This window comes from Tunturiibacter empetritectus (genome assembly GCF_014201375.1).
Taxonomy (GTDB): Bacteria; Acidobacteriota; Terriglobia; order Terriglobales; family Acidobacteriaceae; genus Edaphobacter; species Edaphobacter lichenicola_D.
Genome location: NZ_JACHDZ010000001.1, coordinates 598,079 through 619,809 on the forward strand (window position 1 = coordinate 598,079; position 21,731 = coordinate 619,809).

Below are 21,731 nucleotides of genomic sequence, written 5' to 3' on the forward strand. Positions count from 1 at the left end.
TTCGAGATAGAATCAGGCGAGGGTAGGTGCACGAATGGAATGTACTCATCTGGATCAGATTCGTAAGGTGAAGCCGTCGGCGAAGGGTTGCGAAGAGTGTCTGAAGATTGGCAGTAGCTGGGTCCATCTGCGGATGTGTCTGGAGTGTGGGCATGTGGGGTGCTGCGATTCGTCTTTGCACAAACACGCGACTAAACACTTTCATAACACAGAGCACCCGATTATGCGGTCGATTGAGCCGGGCGAGAGCTGGGGCTGGTGCTATGTGGATGAGATGGAAGTCGATGTTGTGTGATTGAGTGGCCTTGTCTTTGAGTCGGGATCGAACTTGATGGTGGGGAGACAGGCTTCGTTGATCTGGTCGCGTCTGGATGGTGTGGATCTTCTTCGCGGCCTGGCCATTTGCATGGTGCTGATGAATCACGTCAACATGCGACTGCTTGGGGCGCGCGTTCCCTACACGGATGGCCTGCCGCGACAGCTTGTGTCTTCGCTGGTCTGGAATGGTCAGTTCGGTGTTCAGATCTTCTTTGTGATCTCTGGATTTCTGATTACCTCGACAGCGCTACGGCGTTGGGGTTCAGTGTCTGCGGTGAATGTGGGGGACTTTTATCGGTTGAGGTTCGCTCGCATAGCGCCCCTGATGATGCTTATTCTCGTGATCCTCAGCCTTCTTCACTTTGCGAACGTCAAAGATTTTGTGGTCTCTCAGAAGACGGGCGGGCTAGGGCGTGCTCTTATCGCGGCGCTTACCTTTCATGTGAATTTGCTCGAGGGGCGAAGAGGATATCTGCCGGCGAGCTGGGATATTCTATGGTCGCTGTCGGTCGAAGAGATGTTTTACCTTGGTTTCCCGCTGGTTTGTAGAGTGTTTCGTCGCGTCAGCTTCCTCTCGGCTTTGCTCTTTGTCTTCGTCCTGTTGGGACCCTTTGCGCGGTCGCAGGCCTTCAACCATAATCCGGTCTGGAGAGAGTACTCGTACCTTGGCGGTATGGACGCGATCGCGTTGGGATGCCTGACAGCACTACTTTGTGCTAAGACGCGTCTTTCCAGTACGACGCTGCGAGTGCTTGGCGCAGCTGGAGCGATGATGCTGGTTTTTGTTCTCGGTTTTTCGATCAGCGCCGATCGTTGGGGGCTTGGCCGTACCGGGCTGGATATGACGGTGCTTGGTCTGGGTGTTTGTATGGTGCTGGTCGTGGTTGCGCAGACGCGGTGGCAAGCGCCGAGATCTCTTGGTCCTATGGTGCGCATGGGGCGACTGAGCTATGAGGTCTATCTGACACACGTTTTTGTTGTCTTGGGTGTTTTTCATATTTTTCTGATTATGGGCAAACCAGTCCGAGCCGTTCCGGCAATGTTTCTTGCTGCTCTCCTGCTTTCGGGGCTGCTGGGAGCACTTGTCTCGCGGAGGTATTCAGACCCGATGAATCGTTGGCTTCGGGCGCGGTGGGTGAAAGATGCAACGAGAGTTGGCTCGGTCCTCGAGACAGAGGCGATGATTGCGGAGGGTGGGTGATGTTCTCTCGCCGTTGCGAGGAGCGGAGTGGCCTCTTCCTGGCTGAGTGATGCGGCTGCCGTGATTTTGCTATGCTGAACGCATCCTTTGTAAGAGAGAGAGTAACGAACGATGTCAGAAGAAGCGGTAAAGATTACGGTTCGGCCCAATGGTCCGCTGCGGGTTGAAGGGCATATTGTTTTGAAGGACGCAGATGGTAAGGAGTGGGATTTGACGGGGAAGCCGGCGATCTCGCTTTGCCGATGCGGGGCCAGCGAGAAGCGGCCGTTTTGTGATGGATCGCATAATCGAGTGGGCTTTCAGTGCGCGGCTGCTCCTGAAGCTGTTCTTACCTAAAGCTGCAGGCGACCGCGGATTTTACGGATAAAAGCGGATCAGGAGTTTTGTTGTCGGGCAAGAAGCAAGGGCCTTGAGGTAAGGTCTTGAGCTGGTGTCCGCGGTTCGTTTGACTTTGTGAGATTCGCGGTTGACTTTTGTTTTCTTGGTCGATCTCCGGATAGAGATTTAGATCGAGATTTCACTTTGAGGGTTGAGCTTGATGAAGATTCGCGGCTGCTGTGCGGTGGTTTTTTTTGGATGGATGATGGCTTCGGTGGCTGTGGTAGGGGCGCAGGAGGCGCAGACTGCGGAGAAGCATCATGCGATTGCGCTGCCGGTGGGGGCGCTGGACGAGTACGTGGGGCAGTATCGGGATGAGGTAGAACCCGATGTGGTGAGCTCGGTGTATCGCGAGGGCGGCAAACTCTACATCGAAGGTGAACGGTGGGCGCGAGTAGAGCTGCAGGCTGAGTCTGCCGATCATTTCTACGCGAAGGGGCTGCGGGTTGTGTTTGCGCGAAGTGCGGCTAGTAAGGTGTCTGGTTTGACCAGCACGTTTGGCGAACGTGGGGAGCGAGGCGTAGAGACGAAGGAAGAGCGCTTCAGCCAGGCGGGGATTCGCTTGAATCACTTCAGGGAGTACATGCGCAGTGAGGCGATGATTCCGATGCGCGATGGAGTGAAGCTGCATGTGGTGATTCTGCGGCCGGCGGGGTCGGAGGCGCGTGGGGAGGCGTTGCCGTTTTTGATGCAGAGGACGCCGTATGGGACTTCGTGGGTGTCGTCGGCTGCAGTGAATGGCAGCAAGCCGGAGCTGGCGGCGAGCGGATACATCTTTGTGTTTGGCGATATTCGCGGGCGGTACGAGTCGGAGGGGAAGTTCGTGATGAATCGCGCGATCGTTGCACATACGACGAAGAACGATGTGGATGAGACGACCGATACGCGCGACACGATCGACTGGCTGTTGAAGAGTGTGCCGAATAATAACGGCAAGGTGGGGGTGCTGGGGGTCTCATATCCGGGGTTTCTGGCGATGTCGGCTGGGATTGAGGCGCATCCGGCGGTGAAGGCGATCTCGCCGCAGGCTCCGATGACGAATGTTTGGATGGGAGATGATTTTTTTCATAACGGGGCGTTTCGCGAGACGTATGGCTTCGACTATGTGCAACAGTTAGAGGCACAAAAGACGGATGCGCGGGTTGAGAGCAAGGAAGACACCTTCGACTTCTTCTTGCGCAATGGGAACTTCGCGGGGGCTGCGGATGCGGCGAAGATGGAGAAGCTGCCGACGGCGAAGATATTTTTGACGCAACCTACTTATACGAAGTTCTGGCAGGATATGGCGGTGGAGAAGCATCTGACGAAGGTAGAGGTGCCGACGCTCGAGGTGGGGGGATGGTGGGATCAGGAGGATATGTGGGGGACGCAGGCTGAGTATGCTGCGCTGAAGCCGCATGATACGAATGATGAAGTGTTCATGGTGCTGGGGCCGTGGAATCACGGTGGGTGGGGGCCGACGACGCGGCATCTTGGGGCGCTGGATTTTGGCGCGGCGACGGGGGATCAGTACAGGAAGACGATGGAGGCTCCTTTCTTTGAGAAGTATCTGAAGGGGCGCGGTGGGTTCGACCTGACGGGGGTGGCCAGCTTCAGGACTGGGGTTAATAAGTGGGAGCGGTATGAGGCGTGGCCTCCGACGCAGGGGTTCAGGGAGGCGAAGCTGTTTTTGAATGCTGATGGCGGGTTGTCGAGGGATACGCCTGCGGCTGCTGGAAAAGCTGCGGTTAGCTACAGCGCAGATCCGGCGAATCCGGTGCCTTATCGGAATCGGCCGATTCAGTCGACGTATGCAGATGGATCGAAGTGGCGGACGTGGCTGGTGGAGGATCAGAGGTTTGTGAGTGGGCGGAAGGATTTGACGAATTTTTCATCGCCGGTGCTGGAGAAGGATGTCACTGTGACGGGAGATGTGGTTGCGGATCTGTTTGCTTCGACGACTGGGACTGATGGTGACTTTGTGGTGAAGCTGATCGATGTTTATCCGAATGATGCGCCGGCTCCGATGGCGGGATATCAGCTGATGATTGTGGATGAGATCTTTCGTGGGCGGTATCAGAAGAGCTTTGAGACGCCTGAGGCTTTGACGCCGGGGGAGGTGACTGAGTACAGGTGGAGTCTCCATGGAGCGGATCATACTTTTCTGAAGGGGCACAGGATGATGGTGGAGGTGCAGTCCAGCTGGTTTCCTCTGTATGACCGGAACCCGCAGACGTTTGTGCCGAATATCATGACGGCTCCGGCGAGCGCGTATCGGGGGCAGACGGTGACGATCTACGGATCGGAGAAGTATCCGTCGCATCTGGAGTTTTCGGTTCCTGACGGGGATTGAGTGGTGGTGGACCGGGGGGTGTCGTGGCGATAAAGACGATTAGCAGCCGGGAGGTCTATCGGAATCCGTGGACCAGCGTGCGCGAAGATGTGATTGAGCGGGCGAATGGTAAGCGTGGGATCTATGGGGTCGTCGACAAGGACCCCGCTTGCATTGTGATTCCGCTGGAGGTGGGAGCGGAGGGCGAGTTTGTCTATCTGATTGAGCAGTTTCGGTACACGGTGGGGGCGCGGCACTGGGAGTTTCCGCAGGGCGGGTGGGAGTTGGCGGAGGTGGTGCCGGAGGAGCTGGCTCGGGGAGAGCTGCGGGAGGAGACCGGGCTGACGGCGGAGCGTATGACACTGCTGTCGACGCTGCAGATTGCGTATGGAGTGATGAACCAGAGGCAGCATGTGTTTCTGGCCGAGCGGCTCACGATGGGTAAGCCTGACCCGGACGCTGAGGAGCTCGATATCGTGGTGCGCCGGGTGAGGGTGGTGGAGTTCGAGGCGATGATTCTCGATGGCACGATCGTGGATAACTGCTCGGTGGCGGCCTGGGGGCTGTATAGGATTTGGCGAGAGCGGCGGGAGCTGGATCTGCGGCGGTGATGGTTGGTTATGGACAGAGTTTTGCTTTCAAGGATTGCGGACTCTTCATCTAAGATGCTGTCCTGCCGGACGGGCCCGCTGCGCGCGGGGCGATCACTTCGTGATGGGTATACCCCCTTCGGTTGGCGCTCCCGTTGGTCGCGAGGGAAGATGATTCCGACCATCGGGAGGATCGGGCGAAGCTTCAAAAAGGCGTGTGAACGCCCGCCCTCCGCGCAGGAGGTCCGTCCAGCAGGGCTTCGCTCTTTAGCTTTTTGGCATCAAAAAAGGTCACGGAAGCTGTGATCGAACATGAACGAATCGATAAGTGATTTGAAGACCCGGAGGCATCGAGGGGTGTGGGGTTGGATTTTGATCTCTTTGCTGGTTGCGGTCATCGTTCTAGCGATGGTCGGCGAGATTGTAGTTCATCGGGCGATGCCGATTTTGAAGGGACGCGTGATCGAGACGCTGAGTACCCGCTTCAACAGCAGGGTGGAGATGGACGGGTTTTCCGTCTCTGTAATGAAGGGGCTTGAGGTGTCAGGAGACGGGTTGCGCATCTATCCGCAGGACGAGGTAGTTGCGGCGGGGGCGACGGATCCTCTGATCACGCTTGGTCATTTTTCGTTTTATGCGACGCTGTCGGGGTTGTTTGTGAAGCCGATGCATGTTGGGACGGTGCATGTCGCAGGGATGGTGATTCATATTCCGCCGCGCGAGATGCGGCAGCAGGCGCCTAAGGGTCAGCGGCATCTGGGCAAGATCGAGATTTTGGTGGATAAGATTGCGTTCGACGATTCGAAGCTGATCATCGGGACGATCAAGCCGGACAAGGAGCCGAAGGAGTTCGAGATGAGCCGCATCATGATGTGGAATGTGGGACCTGATGCACCCTGGAAGTACGACGCTACTCTGGTGAATGCGATTCCGAAGGGAGATATTCATGCGACGGGAATGTTTGGGCCGTGGAATAACGAGAGCCCGGGCGACTCGACTGTGACGGGAAGATACACGTTTGATCATGCGGACCTGAATACGATCAAAGGCATTGGCGGGATACTGTCTTCGGTCGGAGAGTTTAGCGGGCAGTTGAGCAGGATTGTGGTGGATGGAACGACGGAGACGGCAGATTTTTCGCTGGATACGGCGAATCATCCGGTGCCGCTGCATACGAAGTTTCATGCGATTGTGGATGGGACGAGCGGGGACACGTATCTGCAACCAGTAGAGGCACAATTAGGTGGGTCGGAGTTTACGTGCAGCGGCGCGGTGGTGAATGTGAAGGGAAAGGGCCACATTATTGATCTGGATGTGAATGTGCCGGCGGGGCGGATTCAGGACTTTCTGCAGGTTGCGGTGAAGACGACGCCGGTGGTGATGACGGGGCGGCTGCGGATGAAGACAAGGCTGCATATTCGTCCGGGGCCGGAGAGCGTGTCGAAAAAGATTGGATTGAAGGGGGGATTTTCGCTCGAGCGGATCCATTTCACCAATCCCGAGGTGGAGGACAAGGTGGATATGTTGAGCCTGCGGGCGCAGGGTGACCCGAAGGCCGCGAAGCCTGGTGCGGAGGATGTGCACTCCGAGATGGTGGGACAGTTTGTGATGGATGCTGGACGGCTTAGCTTCAGCAAACTGAACTACAGCTTGCCAGGAGCGGATGTGATGCTGGCGGGAGAGTACACATTGGATGGAGAGCGCTTCGAGTTTGAGGGGAAGGTGCGGACCAAGGCCAAAGTGTCGCAGATGGTGGCTTCGAGATGGAAGTCGATTCTGCTGAAGCCGGTTGATCCGTTCTTCAAGAAGGATGGGGCCGGTGCAGTGATTCCTGTGAAGGTGAGCGGGACGAAGTCAGCGCCGAAGTTCGGGCTGGATCTGCATCACTAGGAGTTACTTGAGAGTCCGCCGCCTTGAATAGCGGGTGGCGCTTTCGATCAGGATGAGGGCTAGTCCGAGGAAGAGGATGGGGCCTGACCATGCGGAGGCATGGCCGAGGTGAGGCGAGAGAGTTCGCACGACAAAGAGCCAGACGAGGATGGCGAGGGCGAAGGCGCCGTCGTCGACGAAGAGGCCGAAGATCTCGCGCAGGATGGTTTTGATCGAGTTCATGACGGTCTTCCTATGGGATCGATGGCACGGTTTGCGAGCGGTTGCGGCAGAGAGGCACCGTCACCAGTGCGAGGAGGAGGTAGGCCGCGATGAGAGCGAGGATGGACCAGTCGGCTGCGGGCCAGTGGAGGTCGAGGCCCTCGCCGACCCAGAAGGTTCCGAAGGCGGAGAGCAGGACACCGACGATGAACTTGAGGGTGTTCTCGGGGACTCGCGCGAGCGGGCGATGCAGGATGAGGCCGAGGGTGATGACTACGAGGAGAGCCGCCACGGCACCGAGGCTGGCGGGGAGGAGGGTGCCGGCGCGGCCTGCGCCGATGGCGATGACGATGAAGACGACCTCGGTGCCTTCGAGCATGGTGATGTTGAAGGCGGCGGCGAATGCGATCTTGTCCCAGGCGGCGGGGAGGTTGCCGTGCTGGCGCATGGCTTTGGTGTTCTTCGAGAAGGCTGCCGCTTCGTCGTGAAGGGGGATGAGGCCGGCGGCTCTGAGGATGGCTTTGCGCAGCCAGCGTAGGCCGAAGAGGAGGAGCAGCGTGCCTACGGTGAGTTGAAGGACGGGCAGGGGGATGTGGGTGAGGGCGGTCCCAAGCGCTGCGATGATGAGGAGGAGAACGGCGATGGCTGAGGCGCTGCCGATGAGGGCTGAGCGCCAGCCTCGGACGCTGCCCACGGCGAGGACCACGGTGAGGGCTTCTACGCACTCGACGAGGGAGGCCAGGAAGGAGGCTGTGATTGAGGTGCCGATATGTGCCCAGCCTGTGCCCATCGTTCTCCCTTTTGGTGATGATAGATGAAAGAGTTGTCCTGCCGGACGGCCCACTGCGCGTGGGGCGGCACTTCGTGACTTGTATACCGCTTCGCTTGTCCTCCCGTTGGTCGGAGGGAGCATCTATGACGCCTAGTGAACCGTTTTCATGCGGCGGGACATGAAGTCCATCAGCAGGTAGTTGCCTAGATTTTCCGGAGTGGTGAAGTAGGCTTTGCCGCGGCACATCGCGCTGACCTGCTGAACGAACTGCACGAGAGAGAAGTCGCTGGCGAGCATGAAGGTGTTGATCATGATGTTGGAGCGCTTGCAGCGGGCTACCTCTTCGAGGGTTTCGGAGATGACGAGGGGGTCGAGGCCGAAGGCATTTTTGTAGATGCGGCCGTCGGGGAGGGTGAGGGCTGAGGGTTTGCCGTCGGTGATCATGACGATCTGCTTCATGTCTTTATTCTGACGGGCGAGGATGCGCTGCGCCATGCGGAGGCCTTCGCGAGTGTTGGTGTAGTGCGGGCCGACTTTGACGCGGGAGAGTTGCGAGACGGGAATCTCTTCGGCGGTGTCGTGGAAGAGGACGAGGTTGAGGGTGTCGCCGGGGAACTGGGTGCGGATGAGGTGCGAGAGGGCCATCGCCACGCGTTTTGCTGGAGTAAAGCGATCTTCGCCGTAGAGGATCATCGAGTGCGAGCAGTCGAGCAGGACGACGGTGGCGCAGGAGGATTGGTAGTCGGACTGGTGGACATGGATGTCGGAGTGGAAGATGTTGAGCGGGGCGTGCTCTTCTCCCTCGATGGCGGTGGCTAGACCTTCGCGGGCAAAGACGCTGGAGAGGGTGGCGGTGATATCCAGATTTAGGGTGTCGCCAAACTCGTAGAGCTTGCTGCTGCCGTTGGTCTCGACGCCGGCGGCTTCGTGGCGAGTGTCGTGGCGGCCGAGATTGGACTTGCCGAGGGGGCCGAGGAGTTCGCGGAGGGCTTTGTAGCCGAGGAAGTCCATGCCTTTGTCGGTGACCTCGAAGCGGGCCTCAGTGTTGCCGTCGCCTTGTTCGCCCTGGCCTTGTTGAGGCATCTCGGCGTTGATGAAGTTCTGCTCCTGCATCTTCTGGATGATCTGGTCAATGAGTTCTTCGACCTGTTCTTCGGAGAGGGCTTCGTACTTTTCCTGGGCTTCGTCGTCGAAGATGTCGCCGGAGTCGAGGGCCTGGCGGATTGCCTCGCGGAGGTTCTCCATGGTCTGGTCGCCGTCGAACTCCTGGAAGCGGGACATGGGGTCGTTGAAGCCGGAGTCGAGCAGGAAGTCGGAGAGGGCCTGCATGAGATCTTCGAGGCCGAAGGAGGAGGCGAGGTCGCCGGTGAACTTTGTGTATCGGACGCGCTTCATAGTTTTCGCCTAGTGGACCCAGCGTGTGTTGACGACGGTGAGTTGTGGACAGCCGGCTTTGGCGGCGAGCTGTTTGTCGGTGAGAGCGGGTGCTTGCGACTGGTGTCTGATTTTTGACTGGAAGGATTTGATGTCGTCGAAGCGGAAGACCTGACAGCCGCGGAGGAAGTCGACCACGTCACCGGTGTTGCGGTCGATGGAGTACATGCGGACGAGGTGGGCCTTTTTGTAGATGCCGATCGAGTCGAAGCCGTCGTCGGTGTCGGGATGCATGGGGTCGAGGGTGTAGTCGGGGTCGGCTAGAGGCCAGCCTTCGTCGTGGGCGAGGATGGTGGCGATGTCGTTCAGTTGGTCCGCGGAGAGGTGAGGGCGCGGCTTCTCCGGGGGAGCGGCAAGGGCGAGTAGCGCGAGAGTGGAGGTCAGGAGCATAGTTTGAGCCGGTGCGTGAGGAAAGCCCGAATCTACCTTGAGCTTTCCTCACGGGGGTAGAAAAGGGCTTCTAGTTGAAGCCGCGGCGGGTGCGCTTCGCGTAGTCGTCGCGTTCGATCTCGCGTTCGCGCATCTTTTCCGCGTACTGCGAGGCCTGATCGTTACGGGACTTCTTTTCGGCGGCGCTGAAGGCGCGCTCTTCGGTGCGGCTCAGGCGCTTGTGGGCGTACATGCCTTCGAGGAGAAACTCGGCTGCGCTTACGGTGATCTCGGGTTTGGATTTTGCGTTGATCTCAAGCGGAGAGAGTTTTTCGATGAGGCCCTGAATCTGTTTGAGCTCCTCGAGGGAGCCGCTGGAGGGCTGCTCGTCGTTGAGCTGGACGGTGCCGCCGAGGTTGAACCACTGCTCGATCTGCTGGGTGTTGGTGGCGGCGAAGTACTTGTCGAAGACGTGCGCTACGCTGGTGCGAATGATCTCGCGGATGACGGTGTCGGCTCCGCGCATCTCGCCTTCGTATTCCAGTTCGATCTTGCCGCTGATGCCGGGGAGTGCGGTGTAGATGTCGCCTACGCGGGGGACGGCGATGGTTTCATCGTGGAGAAGGGCGCGGCGCTCGGCGTTTGAGACGACGAGTTCCATGGTGCTGATCGGGAGCCGCTGCGAGACACCGCTGCGCTTGTCGACCTTTTTGTCTTCGCGGGCGGTGAAGGCGATCTGCTCGACGATCTGGCGGATGTAGTGGGGGATTTCGATCCTGGAGGCTGGACGTGTGGACCAGGCTTCCTGTGCGGTGATGGCGATACCTTCTTCTACGTTCTCTGGATAGTGGGTGCGGATCTCGCTGCCGATGCGGTCTTTGAGCGGGGTGACGATCTTGCCGCGAGCGGTGTAGTCCTCGGGGTTGGCGGAGAAGACGATGGCCACATCGAGCGGTAGGCGGACGGGGTAGCCTTTGATCTGCACATCGCCCTCCTGCATGATGTTGAAGAGTGCGACCTGAATCTTTCCGGCGAGGTCGGGAATTTCGTTGATGGCGAAGATGCCGCGGTTGGCGCGGGGAAGCAGGCCGTAGTGCATGGTGAGCTCGCTGCCGAGATCCTGGTTGCTGCGGGCGGCCTTGATGGGGTCGATGTCGCCGACGAGATCAGCTACTGTCACGTCGGGGGTTGCTAGTTTTTCGACGAAGCGGTCGTCGGGCGTCATCCAGGCAATGGGGGTTTCGTCGCCCATCTTTGTGATGAGGTCGCGGCTGAACTTGGAGATGGGGGCGTAGGGGTTGTCGCGGATCTCGGAGCCGGCGATGTAGGGGCAGTGCGGGTCGAGCAGGGTGGTGAGCGCGCGCAGGATGCGTGACTTGGCCTGACCGCGGAGGCCGAGGAGGATGAAGTTGTGCTTGGAGAGGACGGCGTTGACGATCTGGGGGACGACGGTGTCCTCGTAGCCGACGATGCCGGGGAAGAGTGGGGCTTTTGTCTTCGCGGAGGCGCGAAGTTTCGCGATGAGGTTTTCGCGGAGTTCGTCTTTCACGCTGCGGGCGAGGCGGGCTGGGGTGAATTCGCTTGCGCGAAGAGAGCCTAGAGTGGTCGGGAGTGAGGTCGCCATGTCTAAGTATAGATGTTTGGCGGGGATCAAGGGTTCAGAGGCTTTGCATACGAACAAAGGCACTTGAAAATTTCGAGGTGAATGCGCTTGTGCGGGATCAGATGGTGAGATCGTCGCGGAGGGCTTCCATCTCGGCGAGGGCGTGCTGGTTGTTGGTGCGGTTGGCGGTGGCGATGCCGTGGTGGAGGCGATCGAGAGCCTCTTTGGTGCGGCCTAGTTTGGCGAGGGTCTGGGCGGACATCTGGTAGGCGGGGACGTAGTCGGGGCTGTGCTGGATGAGGGTGGTGAACTCGGCGAGGGCGGTGTCGGTGTGGCCCTGGCTGATGTGCTCCATGGCGAGGCCGTAGCGGGCGAAGGCGTTGGTGGGGTCGGCGGTGAGGATCTCGGTGAGAGCGGCGATCTTGTCCATAGGTGGATTTTAGTGGGTCTTGCGGCGGAGTGCCGACCGCGGATTGGCACGGAATTGGCGCGGATCAGGTGCTGAGTTATTGAGGCGGACGGCTTGTGAGGTGGCTTGTAGATCGATTGGGTGTGATGCGGATCCTTCGTTCCGAATCTGGTGCTTTTGATCCGTGTGAATCCGCGCTGATCCGCGGTCGGTGTTCTGGGGATTTAGACTTGTAGGAATGAGCGATTTGGTTTTAGAGCGGACTGTGGCGGAGTCGCAGTCGGAGCGAAGTGAGATCGTGCTGCCGGCGGACTCGAATGCGCTGGGGAGCCTGTTTGGCGGGCGTTTGATGCAGTACATCGATCTGGTGGGCGCGATGGCCGCCAGCCGGCATGCGCGGGCATTTACGGTGACGGCGAGTATGGATCATCTGGATTTTGTAGCTCCGGTACGGGTTGGGGAGCTGCTGATCTTGAAGGCGAGTGTGAACCGGGCGTTTCGAACGTCGATGGAGATTGGGGTGCGCGTGATGGTGGAGGATGTGCGGGAGCAGAGATTGCGGCATGTCTCTTCGGCTTATCTGACATTTGTCGCCGTGGATCGCGAGGGGAATCGGTTGGTTGTGCCGCAGGTGGTGCCGGAGACAGAGCATCAGAAACGCAGGTTTGAAGATGCGGGGCGGCGGCGCGAGATGCGGGCGGGGGAGACGCAGAGGAAGAAGGAGATGAGGGCGTCGCTTGGGGCTGGATGGCATGTTTGAGTTAGCTGCCACTAGACAAGAGTTTCGGCGCGATGAGCGAAATGCGGGGATTCTTCCCCATTCGACTTCGCTCAGGGTCAGAAATGACAAATCTTAAACAGGTATCAAACAGGATTAAGACAGGAGAAGGTTATGGGACATATGGGAGCAGGAGTGCCGCAGGGGCCACAGCCTTTGCCGGGAGTGGCGCATGTAGTGGCGATTGGCAGTGGTAAGGGTGGAGTGGGAAAGACCACGGTGGCGGTGAATCTGGCGGTTTCGCTGGGGAGGCTGGGATATCGGGTTGGGTTGATTGATGCCGATGTCTATGGGCCGAATGTGCCGATGATGCTGGGCGTGACGCGGCAGCCGAATATTGTGGGGGAGAATCGGATTGAGCCGATTCTGGCGCATGGGGTGAAGTTTATTTCGGTGGGGCTGATCTCGCCCGGGGATAAGCCCATGGTGATGCGGGGGCCGATGCTGCACCAGATTATTCGGCAGTTTCTGCAGCAGGTGGAGTGGGGGGAGCTGGATTATCTGATTGTTGATCTGCCTCCGGGGACGGGCGATGTGGTGATTTCGCTGGTGCAGACGGTGCCGCTGACAGGGGCGGTGGTGGTTTCGACGGGGTCGGGCGTGGCGCTGCAGGATGCGCGGAAGGCGTTGGAGATGTTCCACCAGGTGAAGGTGGAGGTGATTGGCCTGGTGGAGAATATGTCGCAGATGACGCTGCCGGATGGGCAAGTGATCGACGTGTTCGGCGCGGGAGGGACGGAACGGACGGCGGCGCAGTTTGGGCTGGAGTTTCTTGGGGCTGTCGAGCTTGATCCGCAGATTCGCGAGGGTGGAGATAAGGGGCTGCCGGTGGCGCTGGCGGGGCCGGATTCTAAGCTGGCGAAGGACTTCTATCTGATTGCGGCTAAGGTTGCGGAGAAGTCTAAGGCGATTGCTGCGAAGACGGAGGATGTGCTGGAGATCTCGTAAGTGCCTTGTCCTGCCGGACGGGCCTGCTGCGCGCGGGGCGCCCACTTCGTGGGGTGTATACCGCTTCGCTTGGCGCTCCCGTTGGTCGCGAGAGAAGATGATTCCGACCGACGGGAGGACCGATGCGGATCATCTTGCTAAGACCGGTATACGCGTCACGAAGTGACCGCCCTCCGCGCAGGAGGCCCGTCCGGCAGGACAAAGGCGCTTGACCGGTGGCGTAAAGTTAAGGGTGGAGGGACGAATGGCGGATGCGGAGCGGGTTACGGCGCGGCAGAGAGCTATTCTGACCGCCATTATCGAGAGCTACATCGAGACCGGCGAGCCGGTTGGGTCAGGGACGATTGCTCGTCTGCAAAGTGGTGAAAGTGCTGGGCTTAGCCCCGCGACAGTGCGGAACGAGATGGCTGAGTTGGCGGATGCGGGGTTGCTGGAGCAGCCGCATACGTCCGCGGGGCGGGTGCCTACGGCTCGGGCGTTTCGGATGTTTGTGGAGCAGTTGAGCGGCGGGGTGAACCCGAGGATCGATGCGGCCCGCTTGTCGGCGCGGTCGCGGTCGCAGATTGACTCTAGTTTTGTTGGAGTTGCGGGGACGCAGGCGGTGTTAGAGCGGACTTCGCATGTACTGGCTACGTTGTCGAGTGGGGTGGGCGTGGCCATTGCTGCGGCGGCGGATGGCGACATGCTGGAACATGTGCATTTTTCGCGGCTGGCTCCGGCTCGGGTGCTGGCGGTGGTGGTGACGCGCAGCGGGCTTGTGCGGGATCGGGTGTTGGCGCTTGATAAAGACTTGACGGTGAGGGAGTTAGAGGTTGCGGGGAACTTTCTAAATGAGAACTTTCGTGGGTGGAGCGTGGAGCGGGTGCGGGCGGAGATTGCGCGGTTGGTGGAGCGGGAGAAGAGTGAGTATCAGCGGTTGCTGAACTCGGTGCAGCAGCTTTGGGTGAAGGCGGTGCCGGAGATGGACGTGCCGGTGCAGACGGTTTATGTGGATGGGGTGGCGAATCTCGTTGGTTCGCAAGAGGATAGGGAGAGGCTTCGGGAGGTTTTGACGGCGCTCGAGGCGAAGCAGCGGCTGGTGGAGCTGTTGAATGCTTACATCGATGCGCGGCAGGAGAGCGTGCGGGTGGTGTTTGACCTGGAGGAGCAAGCTCCTGAAATGGCGGGACTTGTGTTGATTGCTGCGCCGGCGCGGATGGGCGGGGAGAGCCGCGGGACGGTCGGTGTGATTGGGCCGAAGCGGATGCACTACGAGAATACGATGAATGCGGTGAGCTATATTGCGCAGGTTTTTGATCGGATGCTGCATCCTGAGGAGTGATTTTTTTCTGGCGTGGTGGGGCGTGGTTTTTGCTGGGGTTTTTGAGAGAATAGGGTGTTTGGACGTGGTGAATTTGTGGTGTGGTTGTGGTGTTTTGCGTGGCTGAACGTGGTTGTTAACCGCACACTTTTGAGCGCCTGAAGATGCGCCAGATTTTTGAGATTTATTTTTGCGAAGTAGGGGACGGGGTGGGATTTTTGAGAATCGCAGAGGTGGGGACGTTCGGAGTTGGAACGGCTGGCGGAGGTTTTTGGGGATGAATGCCAGGGAGCAGTTCGCGCGATGGGCCCGGATGGGCAACAATGGAAGAGGTAACACGATGAGGAGTTCAAAGAAGATGCAGGATCAGATGGCGGAACAGGAAACGACTGGGCGGGGAACGATGGAGCCGGAGGTGGGTGTGGGTTCTGAGGTTGAGCCGATCAATGAGATGAGCCCTGCTCAGGCGGAGCTTGAGCAGGTGAAGGGCGAGCGGGACCAGTTGCTGGATCGGCTGGCGCGGCTGCAGGCCGAGTTCGACAATGCGCGAAAGCGTGAGGCGAAGGAGCGGGCCGACTCGCGGGACTATACGGTTTCGAATACGGTTGAGCCGTTTCTGAGTGTGATGGATAACTTTCAGCTGGCGCTGAAGGCGAATGGTACGGCTGCGCAGCTTCGTAGCGGCGTGGAGCTGATTCTGAAGCAGATGGAAGATGCGCTGAAGGGGCTGAATGTGCAGGCGGTGGAGACGGTTGGGACGCAGTTCGACCCTCGAATCCATGAGGCTCTGGGGAGCATCGAAACGAAGGAGTTCCCGGACCACCAGGTGCTGGAGGAGATTCGGCGGGGATACAGGATCCGCGAGAAGTTGTTGCGGCCGGCGCTGGTTAGGATTGCGGCGAATCCGAATCAGGTTGCGGATTAGGAGAAGAGGGTCCTTCTTTCGTAGAGAGGCCCAAGGCTGAAGCCTTGGGGTACCTAGAGGCAAAGGCAAGGACAGACGCAGATCCCCTTCGGGGATGACAGCAAGAGAACAAGCAACGGCAGAAGCAACAACAATGCAACGGCAAGAACAAGAGCAACGGCGAAAAGCAAATGCGGCTGAGTGAAGGCGTACTTTCCCACCCATCGCAAAAGCGCGATGGATGGGGCACCCGATGGGTATTGGCTGGTTGAGGATGAGAAGACACAACCGCAACTGCAAAGGGATTCCAGTACTGCGAGAGTTGTAGCTGCATAGATTTGTAGCTGCATAGAATGGAAAGAGATTTCAGGGATATGGCGACGGCAAACGTGACGAAGGTTGACTACTACGAAGTATTGAGTGTTTCGCGGGATGCGAGTGACCAGGAGTTGAAGACTGCGTATCGCAAGCTTGCCATGCAGTATCACCCGGACCGGAACCCGGACGATCCCTCTGCGGAGGGGAAGTTCAAGGAGTGCGGCGAGGCTTACTCGGTGTTGAGCGATCCGGACAAGCGTGCGGCGTATGACCGGTATGGACATGCGGCGTTTCAGAACGGCGGCGGGGCTGGTGGTCCGTTCGGCGGCGGGTTCAGCGGCAATGCGCAGGACCTGGGGGATATCTTCGGCGATCTTTTCGGCGAGATGTTCAACATGGGTGGGAATGGCCGCCAGCAGGCCTCGCGGGTGCAGCGTGGGCGGGATCTGCGGTATGACATGAAGCTCGAGTTCGAAGAGGCGGTCTTCGGTAAGGAGAAGGAGATTACGATTCGGCGCATGGAGACCTGCATTGATTGCAAGGGCTCGGGTGCGGCGCGGGGTAAGGCTCCGGTGACTTGTACACAGTGCGGCGGGCGCGGACAGCAGAGGTTTCAGCAGGGGTTCTTTTCTGTGGCGCGAACCTGCTCGGCGTGCGGGGGGACGGGGACGCTGATCGTTGACCCGTGCCAGACGTGCAAGGGCGAGACGCGGGTACAACGCGAGCACTCGATTCTGGTAAAGGTGCCGGCGGGTGTGGAGCAGGATACGCGGATTCGCTACTCGGGCGAGGGCGAGGCGGGCAAGTATGCGGGGCCTGCCGGTGATCTGTATGTCGTGCTGAGTGTGAAGGCGCACAAGTTCTTTGAGCGCGATGGCGATGATCTGCATTGTGTGATGCCGATCTCATTTCCGCAGGCGGCGCTGGGAACGGAGCTTGAGATTCAGACGCTCGAGGGTGCAGCGACGATCAAGGTTCCTGAGGGCACGCAGAGTGGGAAGGCGTTCAAGCTGAAGGGCAAGGGCGTGCCTCATCTGAACTCGCATGGTAAGGGTGATTTGATTGTGGAGATTCGGGTGCAGACGCCGGGCAAGCTGAGTAAACAGCAGCGGGAGTTGTTGAAGCAGTTGAGCGAGACGATGGTGGTGGAGAATACGCCAACGTCGCGTGGGTTGTTCGATAAGGTGAAGGATATGTTCAGCTGAGGGCAGCTAGTCAGCTTGAGATTGGAAGATGCCCGGGCTTTGGCTCGGGCGTACTTTTTAAGGCTCGATGCGATCGACAATGGAAAGATTGGCAACGGCGAGACAGTTTGCCGGATCAGAATAGAGACTAGCGACAGGCAAGTTGGATGGGGGATGGAATGTTTCTGGCTATTGGGCATGCGTTGATGATGTCGTTGACGATGGCCTGGGAGATTCTGTGGGCGTTGATTCTTGGATTTCTGCTTTCCGCGGTGGTGCAGGCGGTGGTGTCGAAGGAAGAGATGTCGCGACTGCTGCCGGATGACAGACCGAGGACGATCGTGAAGGCGTGCTGGCTGGGGGCGGCGAGTTCGTCCTGCTCGTATGCGGCGGTTGCGCTGGCGAGATCGATGTTCCGGAAGGGGGCGAACTTTACCGCTTCGATGGCATTCCAGTTTGCTTCGACGAACCTGGTGATGGAGTTGGGGATTCTGTTGGCGGTGCTGATGGGATGGCGGTTTACGCTTGCGGAGTTTGTGGGTGGACCGGTCATGATCTGGTTGCTGGTGGTGCTGTTCAGGATGCTGCTTCGGCCTGAGATGGTGGAGGCTGCGCGGCAGCAGGCGGAGCGAGGGATTCAGGGTCGCATGGAAGGGCACGCGGCGATGGACATGAGTGTGCACGAAGGAACGCTGTGGCAGCGGGCTACCTCGGATAAGGGAAGAACGGCGGTTAGCCACTTTTTTGTGATGGACTGGGCGTCATTGTGGGTGGATATCGGAGTGGGGCTGCTGATTGCGGGAGCGCTGGCGGCGTGGGTCCCGAAGCATTTTTGGCAGACGTTCTTCTTTGCGGGGCATCCGTTATTGGCGAAGATATGGGGACCGCTGGTCGGGCCGGCGGTGGCGGTGATCTCGTTTGTGTGTTCGGTGGGTAATGTGCCGCTGGCGGCGGTGCTGTGGAATGGCGGGATCAGCTTTGGCGGCGTGATTGCGTTTCTTTTTGCGGACCTGATCATTCTTCCGATCCTGAATATCTACCGCAAGTATTACGGGTGGAGGGTGAGCGCATTTCTTTTCGTGACGTTTTATGTGGCGATGGCGGCTGCGGCTTTCGTGGTGGAGATTGTGTTCGGTGCGCTGCACCTGATTCCGCAGCAGAGGGATGCGCGGGTGATGGAGGAGGCGATCTCGTGGAATTACACGACGTGGCTAAACATCGGCTTTCTGGTGTTGGCGGGGTTGCTGGTGATTCGGTTTTTAAGAACGGGAGGCCCGGCGATGCTGCGGATGATGAGTGAGCCGCAGAAGGAGGGAAGGGATCACTCCCATTCTCATACTGCGGCGCCAATGGATGACCACGGATAAGGGCGTGAAAGACTCTTCTTAGCCGTCTACCTTGGATCTGCTCTAATACCTGTTTCTGCGATCTTATTGCTTATAGATATCGCCTCACTTGATTGCAGTGTTCGGAGTATTGCTGGCCGTAGTGACTTCTCAGATATTGTTCTTCGCGCAATACCTGCCGGTGGAACAGCCAGACGGCAGCGAGCATATAGACCAAGAGAATCCAATTTGAGAACAGCAGGAACTGGCCGAGTAAGACAGACCCGAATGCTACATAGATGGGGTTGCGGCTGAAGGCAAAGATGCCGGTGGTTACGAGTTTGTCCGGGTGGGCCTGGTCAATGCCAACGCGGAAGCTCTTGCCAAAAGAGATGAGACTCAGGAGAAGCAGGAACAGACCTGCCAGGCAAACCAAGACTCCGGCCCAGGAGGCTGCTCGGGAGTGAAAGAGTTCTTGTCTGCTTACGGTCGGAAGATTGAATGCGGCGGCAAATATCAGGTAGAAGTAGAAGAAGGCAAAGGGTGGAATCAAGAAATCTTTTTTGTCTATTTTGCCGAAGTTCATCGCTTCGATTCCTTTGCTTCTCATCAGCAAGACACGGCTGCCTACCAGGCCAAGCAGCAGCACGATGGTCAGAGGTCCGAAGTACCTTTGCATTTACGTCTCCGTTCAGATGAGGTGGGTGGAGGCTATGGCGATGGCGGCTATGGCGGCGGTTTCGGCGCGGAGGATGCGGGGGCCTAGGGTGACGTGCTGCCATTGATGGTCGGTGAAGAGGGACATCTCTTCGGGGGTCCAGCCGCCTTCGGGGCCTATGGCGAGGGCGGTGTCGGTATCTTTCTGCAACGAGGTTGCGGCTTTGAGGGCGGCGGTCAGGGTGAGGGTCTGCTCGGTCTCGGATAGGAGGATGCGGGTGGGGGATCTTTCGCTTTCGAGGGCGGACTTCAGTGGGGTGGGGTCGGCGATCTCGGGGATGTCGGTGCGGCGGGATTGCTTGCTGGCTTCAAGGGCTATGCGGCGCCAGCGTTCGGCGCGTTTAAGGGCTGATTGCGCGAGGTGCTTTTCGGTGCGGCGGGCGAGGATGGGGGTGATCTTCGCTATGCCTAGCTCGGTGGCCTTTTCGATGGCCCACTCTATGTGGTCGAACTTGAAGACGGCGAGCAGGAGATGGAGGGGAAGGGCGGCGTCGGACGCGAGCTCTTCGTGGAGGGTGAAGAGGACCTCGTAGTCTTGATCGCTGTCCCCGGCGGTGACGCGGGTGATCTCGGCGCGATGGAGGAAGCCGTTGGAGACGACGTCGTAGATCTGGCCGGGTTCGGCGCGGAGGACGCGGGCGAGGTGAGTAGCCTGGTCGCCGGTGAGGGATGCGGTGGTGGCGGTCCAGGTGTCGGCGATCCAGCGGCGGCGAGTCATGGGTCTAGTTTATGGGTTGGGTGGATTCTCACGGAGGGTTTGGGGCGCTTCGGGCGAAATGCGGGGGGCCCTCCACTGCCCCTTCGACGCGCTCCGCTTGCTCAGGGTCCGGTCGGGATGACGGGAAGTTGATTGTGGGTGCGTTCGAAAAGTCAGTTGAGTCAGTTGGCTACTTTGGGGGCGGGGTTGGGGTCCGCTTCGCTGGCGCGGCTGATCATGACGGCCTGCTGGCCCTGATGGTAGAGGTCGACGTTGAGGACGGCGGTGCGGCGATGATCCCAGACGTCCTGGGTGATGGGAAAGTGGAGGAGGATCATGCCTTGGGCGGATTGGCCGGGGCTGATCATGGTCTCGCGGAGGAGGGGTTCGGAGGCGAGGGGCTTGAGGGCGGGGAAGGAGGTATAGAGGTTGGCGAAGTCGTCTTTTTCGACGGCGCTGGTGGTGATCTCTTCGCCGTCGCCGGTGGTGAGGGTGGCGGTGAAGTCCTTGAGGAAGAGGGGGAGACGGAGGCCGTCGGTGATGCGGAGGGTGGTGAGGACGTAGAGGTCGTCCTGGCCCTGATCGTGGCCGACGAGGATGGACTCGCCTTTGAAGACGGTGTGGGCTGGGTAGACGGTGGTGTGGAGGATGTCGAGGTCGGCGGTCTTATGGGGGGTGAAGCGCATGACCAGGGCCAGGGTGATGCCGAGGATCAGAAACGCCAGAAGGACCGGTGCCAGCAGGTTGCTTCGAGCGGATTGGGCAAACTTGAGGTCGGACACTGGGATGAGAATAGCAAGGCTGGTTGGTTTGCAGAAGATTAAAAACGCTGAAATTTAACTTAATCGCGGTGGTGCAGGTCTGTAAACGCTGATGGAGATAAGAATGCAGGGACGTACCACAAGAGTTGCAGGTGGGCGGGGCTGAGGTTAGTCCTTTTGAACGGCATACTCCTCCAGAAGGACGGTGATGAGGGCGGCGGTGGGAACCGAGACGAGGGCGCCGACGATGCCGGCGAGGGCGGTTCCGAGGAGAAGGGCTACGAGGACGGTGAGGCCCATGAGGTTGACGCTGGAACGCATGATGCGGGGGGTGAGAACGGCGTTTTCGAGGTTGATGTAGATGGCGTAGAAGATGAGGACGCCTCCCATCTTTGTCCAGGAGTCGAGCGCGGCGACCCCGGCGGCGATGACGATGGTGATGACTCCGCCGGCGATGGGGATGAGGTTGAAGAGGCCCATGAGGAAGCCGAGGAGGAGGAAGTACCGGACGTGAAGGAGGCCGAAGACAATGGTGCTGGAGACTCCGAGGATGAGCATGAGGAGCCCCTGGCCGACGAGCCACTTGCTGATCTTGCGCTCGGCTTTTTTGAGGGTGTTGTTGAGGCGGTGGCGTTCGTCACCGGGGAAGAGGGAGAGGAAGAAGTGGTAGGCGTGCTCGCCTTCGAGCATGAAGTAGATGCAGAGGAAGGCTGCGGTGAGGATGTCGAAGAGATGGGAGAGCCAGAGGGGGAGTGAGGTGAAGAGATAGCCGGCGGTGGCGTCGAAGGCTCCGGCGGCGCGCTGGGCGAGGGAGTCGATGCCGAACTTGTCGGCGAAGGGAATTCTTTTGACACGAGCGACGACCTCGGGGATGCGGTGGGGGAGCTCGGCGGAGAAGTTGCGGAGGTCGCTGAGGACTGGCGGGAGGCCGGTGGTGAAGAAGACGGCTAGAACGAGGGCTACGGCTGCGATGAGCAGGACGATGGCGACGCCGCGGGAGGGTTGGTAGTTGCGGATCTTCAGTTGGCGGATGCGCGTGACCGCGGGCATGAGGACGACGGCAAAGAGAGCACTGACGTAGATGATCAGCAGCTCTTTCTGGAGGGTCCAGGCGAGTGCGAGCAGGAGGATGACGACGAAGAAGAAGAGGATGTTGCCGCGGACCTGGGCTCGGGTTTTTTTCTCGTAGGGGGTGAGGTCGTCGGGGGTGGGGTTGGTCAGCCGGGTTCTCCTATGGTGCTGACGTTGAGATGCAGATAGTGTGCACTTCCACTGCTTAGGTGCGGGAGTGCGGAGTTTGAGTCTGGGGGTTGGGGTCTGAGG

At 59.2% G+C, this 21,731-nt stretch carries 23 protein-coding genes; 13 read left to right on the forward strand and 10 right to left on the reverse strand.

Annotation, left to right across the window (positions count from 1 at the left end; all coding sequences use genetic code 11):
• Nucleotides 1-34 precede the first annotated feature (34 nt).
• The 6 genes from HDF10_RS02610 (at nt 35) to HDF10_RS02635 (ending at nt 6,688) form a co-directional block, all read left to right on the forward strand.
• Nucleotides 35-295, forward strand: coding sequence for a ubiquitin carboxyl-terminal hydrolase 14 (locus HDF10_RS02610; protein WP_183810157.1), 261 nt, complete (start codon nt 35-37; stop codon nt 293-295).
• Nucleotides 296-1,519 carry an acyltransferase family protein gene (locus HDF10_RS02615; RefSeq protein WP_260177566.1) on the forward strand — a complete coding sequence of 408 codons (1,224 nt, stop codon included), beginning with the start codon at nt 296-298 and terminating at the stop codon, nt 1,517-1,519.
• Nucleotides 1,520-1,630: 111 nt separating this feature from the next.
• Complete coding sequence (locus HDF10_RS02620) at nt 1,631-1,855, forward strand: CDGSH iron-sulfur domain-containing protein (protein WP_183810159.1); 225 nt, start codon at nt 1,631-1,633, stop codon at nt 1,853-1,855.
• Nucleotides 1,856-2,057: 202 nt separating this feature from the next.
• The gene (locus tag HDF10_RS02625) at nt 2,058-4,229 is read left to right on the forward strand and encodes a CocE/NonD family hydrolase (RefSeq protein ID WP_260177668.1); all 2,172 of its coding nucleotides are present in this window, start codon (nt 2,058-2,060) and stop codon (nt 4,227-4,229) included.
• A 23-nt stretch (nt 4,230-4,252) separates the two neighbouring features.
• Nucleotides 4,253-4,819 carry an NUDIX domain-containing protein gene (locus HDF10_RS02630; protein ID WP_183810162.1) on the forward strand — a complete coding sequence of 189 codons (567 nt, stop codon included), beginning with the start codon at nt 4,253-4,255 and terminating at the stop codon, nt 4,817-4,819.
• A 291-nt stretch (nt 4,820-5,110) separates the two neighbouring features.
• Nucleotides 5,111-6,688 carry an AsmA family protein gene (locus HDF10_RS02635; protein ID WP_183810164.1) on the forward strand — a complete coding sequence of 526 codons (1,578 nt, stop codon included), beginning with the start codon at nt 5,111-5,113 and terminating at the stop codon, nt 6,686-6,688.
• Nucleotides 6,689-6,691: 3 nt separating this feature from the next.
• Here the strand turns inward: HDF10_RS02635 and HDF10_RS02640 are convergent, their stop codons facing one another.
• From HDF10_RS02640 to HDF10_RS02665, 6 genes are all read right to left on the reverse strand, one after another.
• Nucleotides 6,692-6,910 (reverse strand): hypothetical protein, encoded by a 219-nt coding sequence (locus tag HDF10_RS02640; protein WP_183810165.1) that lies wholly within the window; start codon nt 6,908-6,910, stop codon nt 6,692-6,694.
• Between the two features lie 10 nt (nt 6,911-6,920).
• Nucleotides 6,921-7,679 carry a COG4280 domain-containing protein gene (locus HDF10_RS02645; RefSeq protein ID WP_183810167.1) on the reverse strand — a complete coding sequence of 253 codons (759 nt, stop codon included), beginning with the start codon at nt 7,677-7,679 and terminating at the stop codon, nt 6,921-6,923.
• Nucleotides 7,680-7,811: 132 nt separating this feature from the next.
• Nucleotides 7,812-9,056 carry a vWA domain-containing protein gene (locus tag HDF10_RS02650; RefSeq protein ID WP_183810169.1) on the reverse strand — a complete coding sequence of 415 codons (1,245 nt, stop codon included), beginning with the start codon at nt 9,054-9,056 and terminating at the stop codon, nt 7,812-7,814.
• A gap of 9 nt (nt 9,057-9,065) precedes the next feature.
• Entirely contained in the window at nt 9,066-9,485 is a 420-nt protein-coding gene (locus tag HDF10_RS02655; protein WP_183810171.1) for a hypothetical protein, read from the reverse strand.
• Between the two features lie 70 nt (nt 9,486-9,555).
• A complete protein-coding gene (locus HDF10_RS02660) occupies nt 9,556-11,088 on the reverse strand; it encodes a sigma 54-interacting transcriptional regulator (protein WP_183810173.1) in 1,533 nt (510 codons plus the stop codon).
• Nucleotides 11,089-11,185: 97 nt separating this feature from the next.
• The gene (locus HDF10_RS02665; RefSeq protein WP_183810175.1) at nt 11,186-11,497 is read right to left on the reverse strand and encodes a tetratricopeptide repeat protein; all 312 of its coding nucleotides are present in this window, start codon (nt 11,495-11,497) and stop codon (nt 11,186-11,188) included.
• Nucleotides 11,498-11,714: 217 nt separating this feature from the next.
• Here HDF10_RS02665 and HDF10_RS02670 point away from each other — a divergent pair, with 217 nt between their 5' ends.
• The 6 genes from HDF10_RS02670 to HDF10_RS02695 all read left to right on the forward strand — a co-directional run bounded on the left by HDF10_RS02670 (nt 11,715) and on the right by HDF10_RS02695 (nt 18,275).
• Entirely contained in the window at nt 11,715-12,236 is a 522-nt protein-coding gene (locus HDF10_RS02670; protein WP_183810177.1) for an acyl-CoA thioesterase, read from the forward strand.
• Nucleotides 12,237-12,368: 132 nt separating this feature from the next.
• Nucleotides 12,369-13,202 (forward strand): Mrp/NBP35 family ATP-binding protein, encoded by an 834-nt coding sequence (locus HDF10_RS02675; protein ID WP_183810179.1) that lies wholly within the window; start codon nt 12,369-12,371, stop codon nt 13,200-13,202.
• Between the two features lie 244 nt (nt 13,203-13,446).
• On the forward strand, nt 13,447-14,523 hold the full coding sequence (hrcA, locus tag HDF10_RS02680; protein ID WP_183810181.1) for a heat-inducible transcriptional repressor HrcA: 1,077 nt from the start codon (nt 13,447-13,449) through the stop codon (nt 14,521-14,523).
• A gap of 319 nt (nt 14,524-14,842) precedes the next feature.
• Nucleotides 14,843-15,427: a nucleotide exchange factor GrpE gene (locus HDF10_RS02685; protein WP_183810183.1), complete on the forward strand. Its 585-nt coding sequence runs from the start codon at nt 14,843-14,845 to the stop codon at nt 15,425-15,427.
• A 353-nt stretch (nt 15,428-15,780) separates the two neighbouring features.
• Complete coding sequence (dnaJ, locus tag HDF10_RS02690; RefSeq protein WP_183810186.1) at nt 15,781-16,929, forward strand: molecular chaperone DnaJ; 1,149 nt, start codon at nt 15,781-15,783, stop codon at nt 16,927-16,929.
• A gap of 158 nt (nt 16,930-17,087) precedes the next feature.
• Nucleotides 17,088-18,275: a permease gene (locus tag HDF10_RS02695; protein WP_183810188.1), complete on the forward strand. Its 1,188-nt coding sequence runs from the start codon at nt 17,088-17,090 to the stop codon at nt 18,273-18,275.
• Between the two features lie 70 nt (nt 18,276-18,345).
• Here the strand turns inward: HDF10_RS02695 and HDF10_RS02700 are convergent, their stop codons facing one another.
• The 4 genes from HDF10_RS02700 to HDF10_RS02715 all read right to left on the reverse strand — a co-directional run bounded on the left by HDF10_RS02700 (nt 18,346) and on the right by HDF10_RS02715 (nt 21,539).
• The gene (locus HDF10_RS02700; protein ID WP_221271375.1) at nt 18,346-18,882 is read right to left on the reverse strand and encodes a methyltransferase family protein; all 537 of its coding nucleotides are present in this window, start codon (nt 18,880-18,882) and stop codon (nt 18,346-18,348) included.
• Nucleotides 18,883-18,924: 42 nt separating this feature from the next.
• A complete protein-coding gene (locus HDF10_RS02705) occupies nt 18,925-19,668 on the reverse strand; it encodes an RsmE family RNA methyltransferase (protein WP_183810192.1) in 744 nt (247 codons plus the stop codon).
• A gap of 161 nt (nt 19,669-19,829) precedes the next feature.
• On the reverse strand, nt 19,830-20,429 hold the full coding sequence (locus HDF10_RS02710; RefSeq protein ID WP_183810194.1) for a hypothetical protein: 600 nt from the start codon (nt 20,427-20,429) through the stop codon (nt 19,830-19,832).
• 147 nt (nt 20,430-20,576) lie between these two features.
• A complete protein-coding gene (locus HDF10_RS02715) occupies nt 20,577-21,539 on the reverse strand; it encodes an AI-2E family transporter (protein ID WP_311732679.1) in 963 nt (320 codons plus the stop codon).
• On the opposite strand from HDF10_RS02715, the gene HDF10_RS20745 reads away from it, so the two are divergent.
• A complete protein-coding gene (locus HDF10_RS20745) occupies nt 21,432-21,668 on the forward strand; it encodes a hypothetical protein (protein WP_260177567.1) in 237 nt (78 codons plus the stop codon). The genes HDF10_RS02715 and HDF10_RS20745 overlap by 108 nt on opposite strands.
• Nucleotides 21,669-21,731 lie beyond the last annotated feature (63 nt).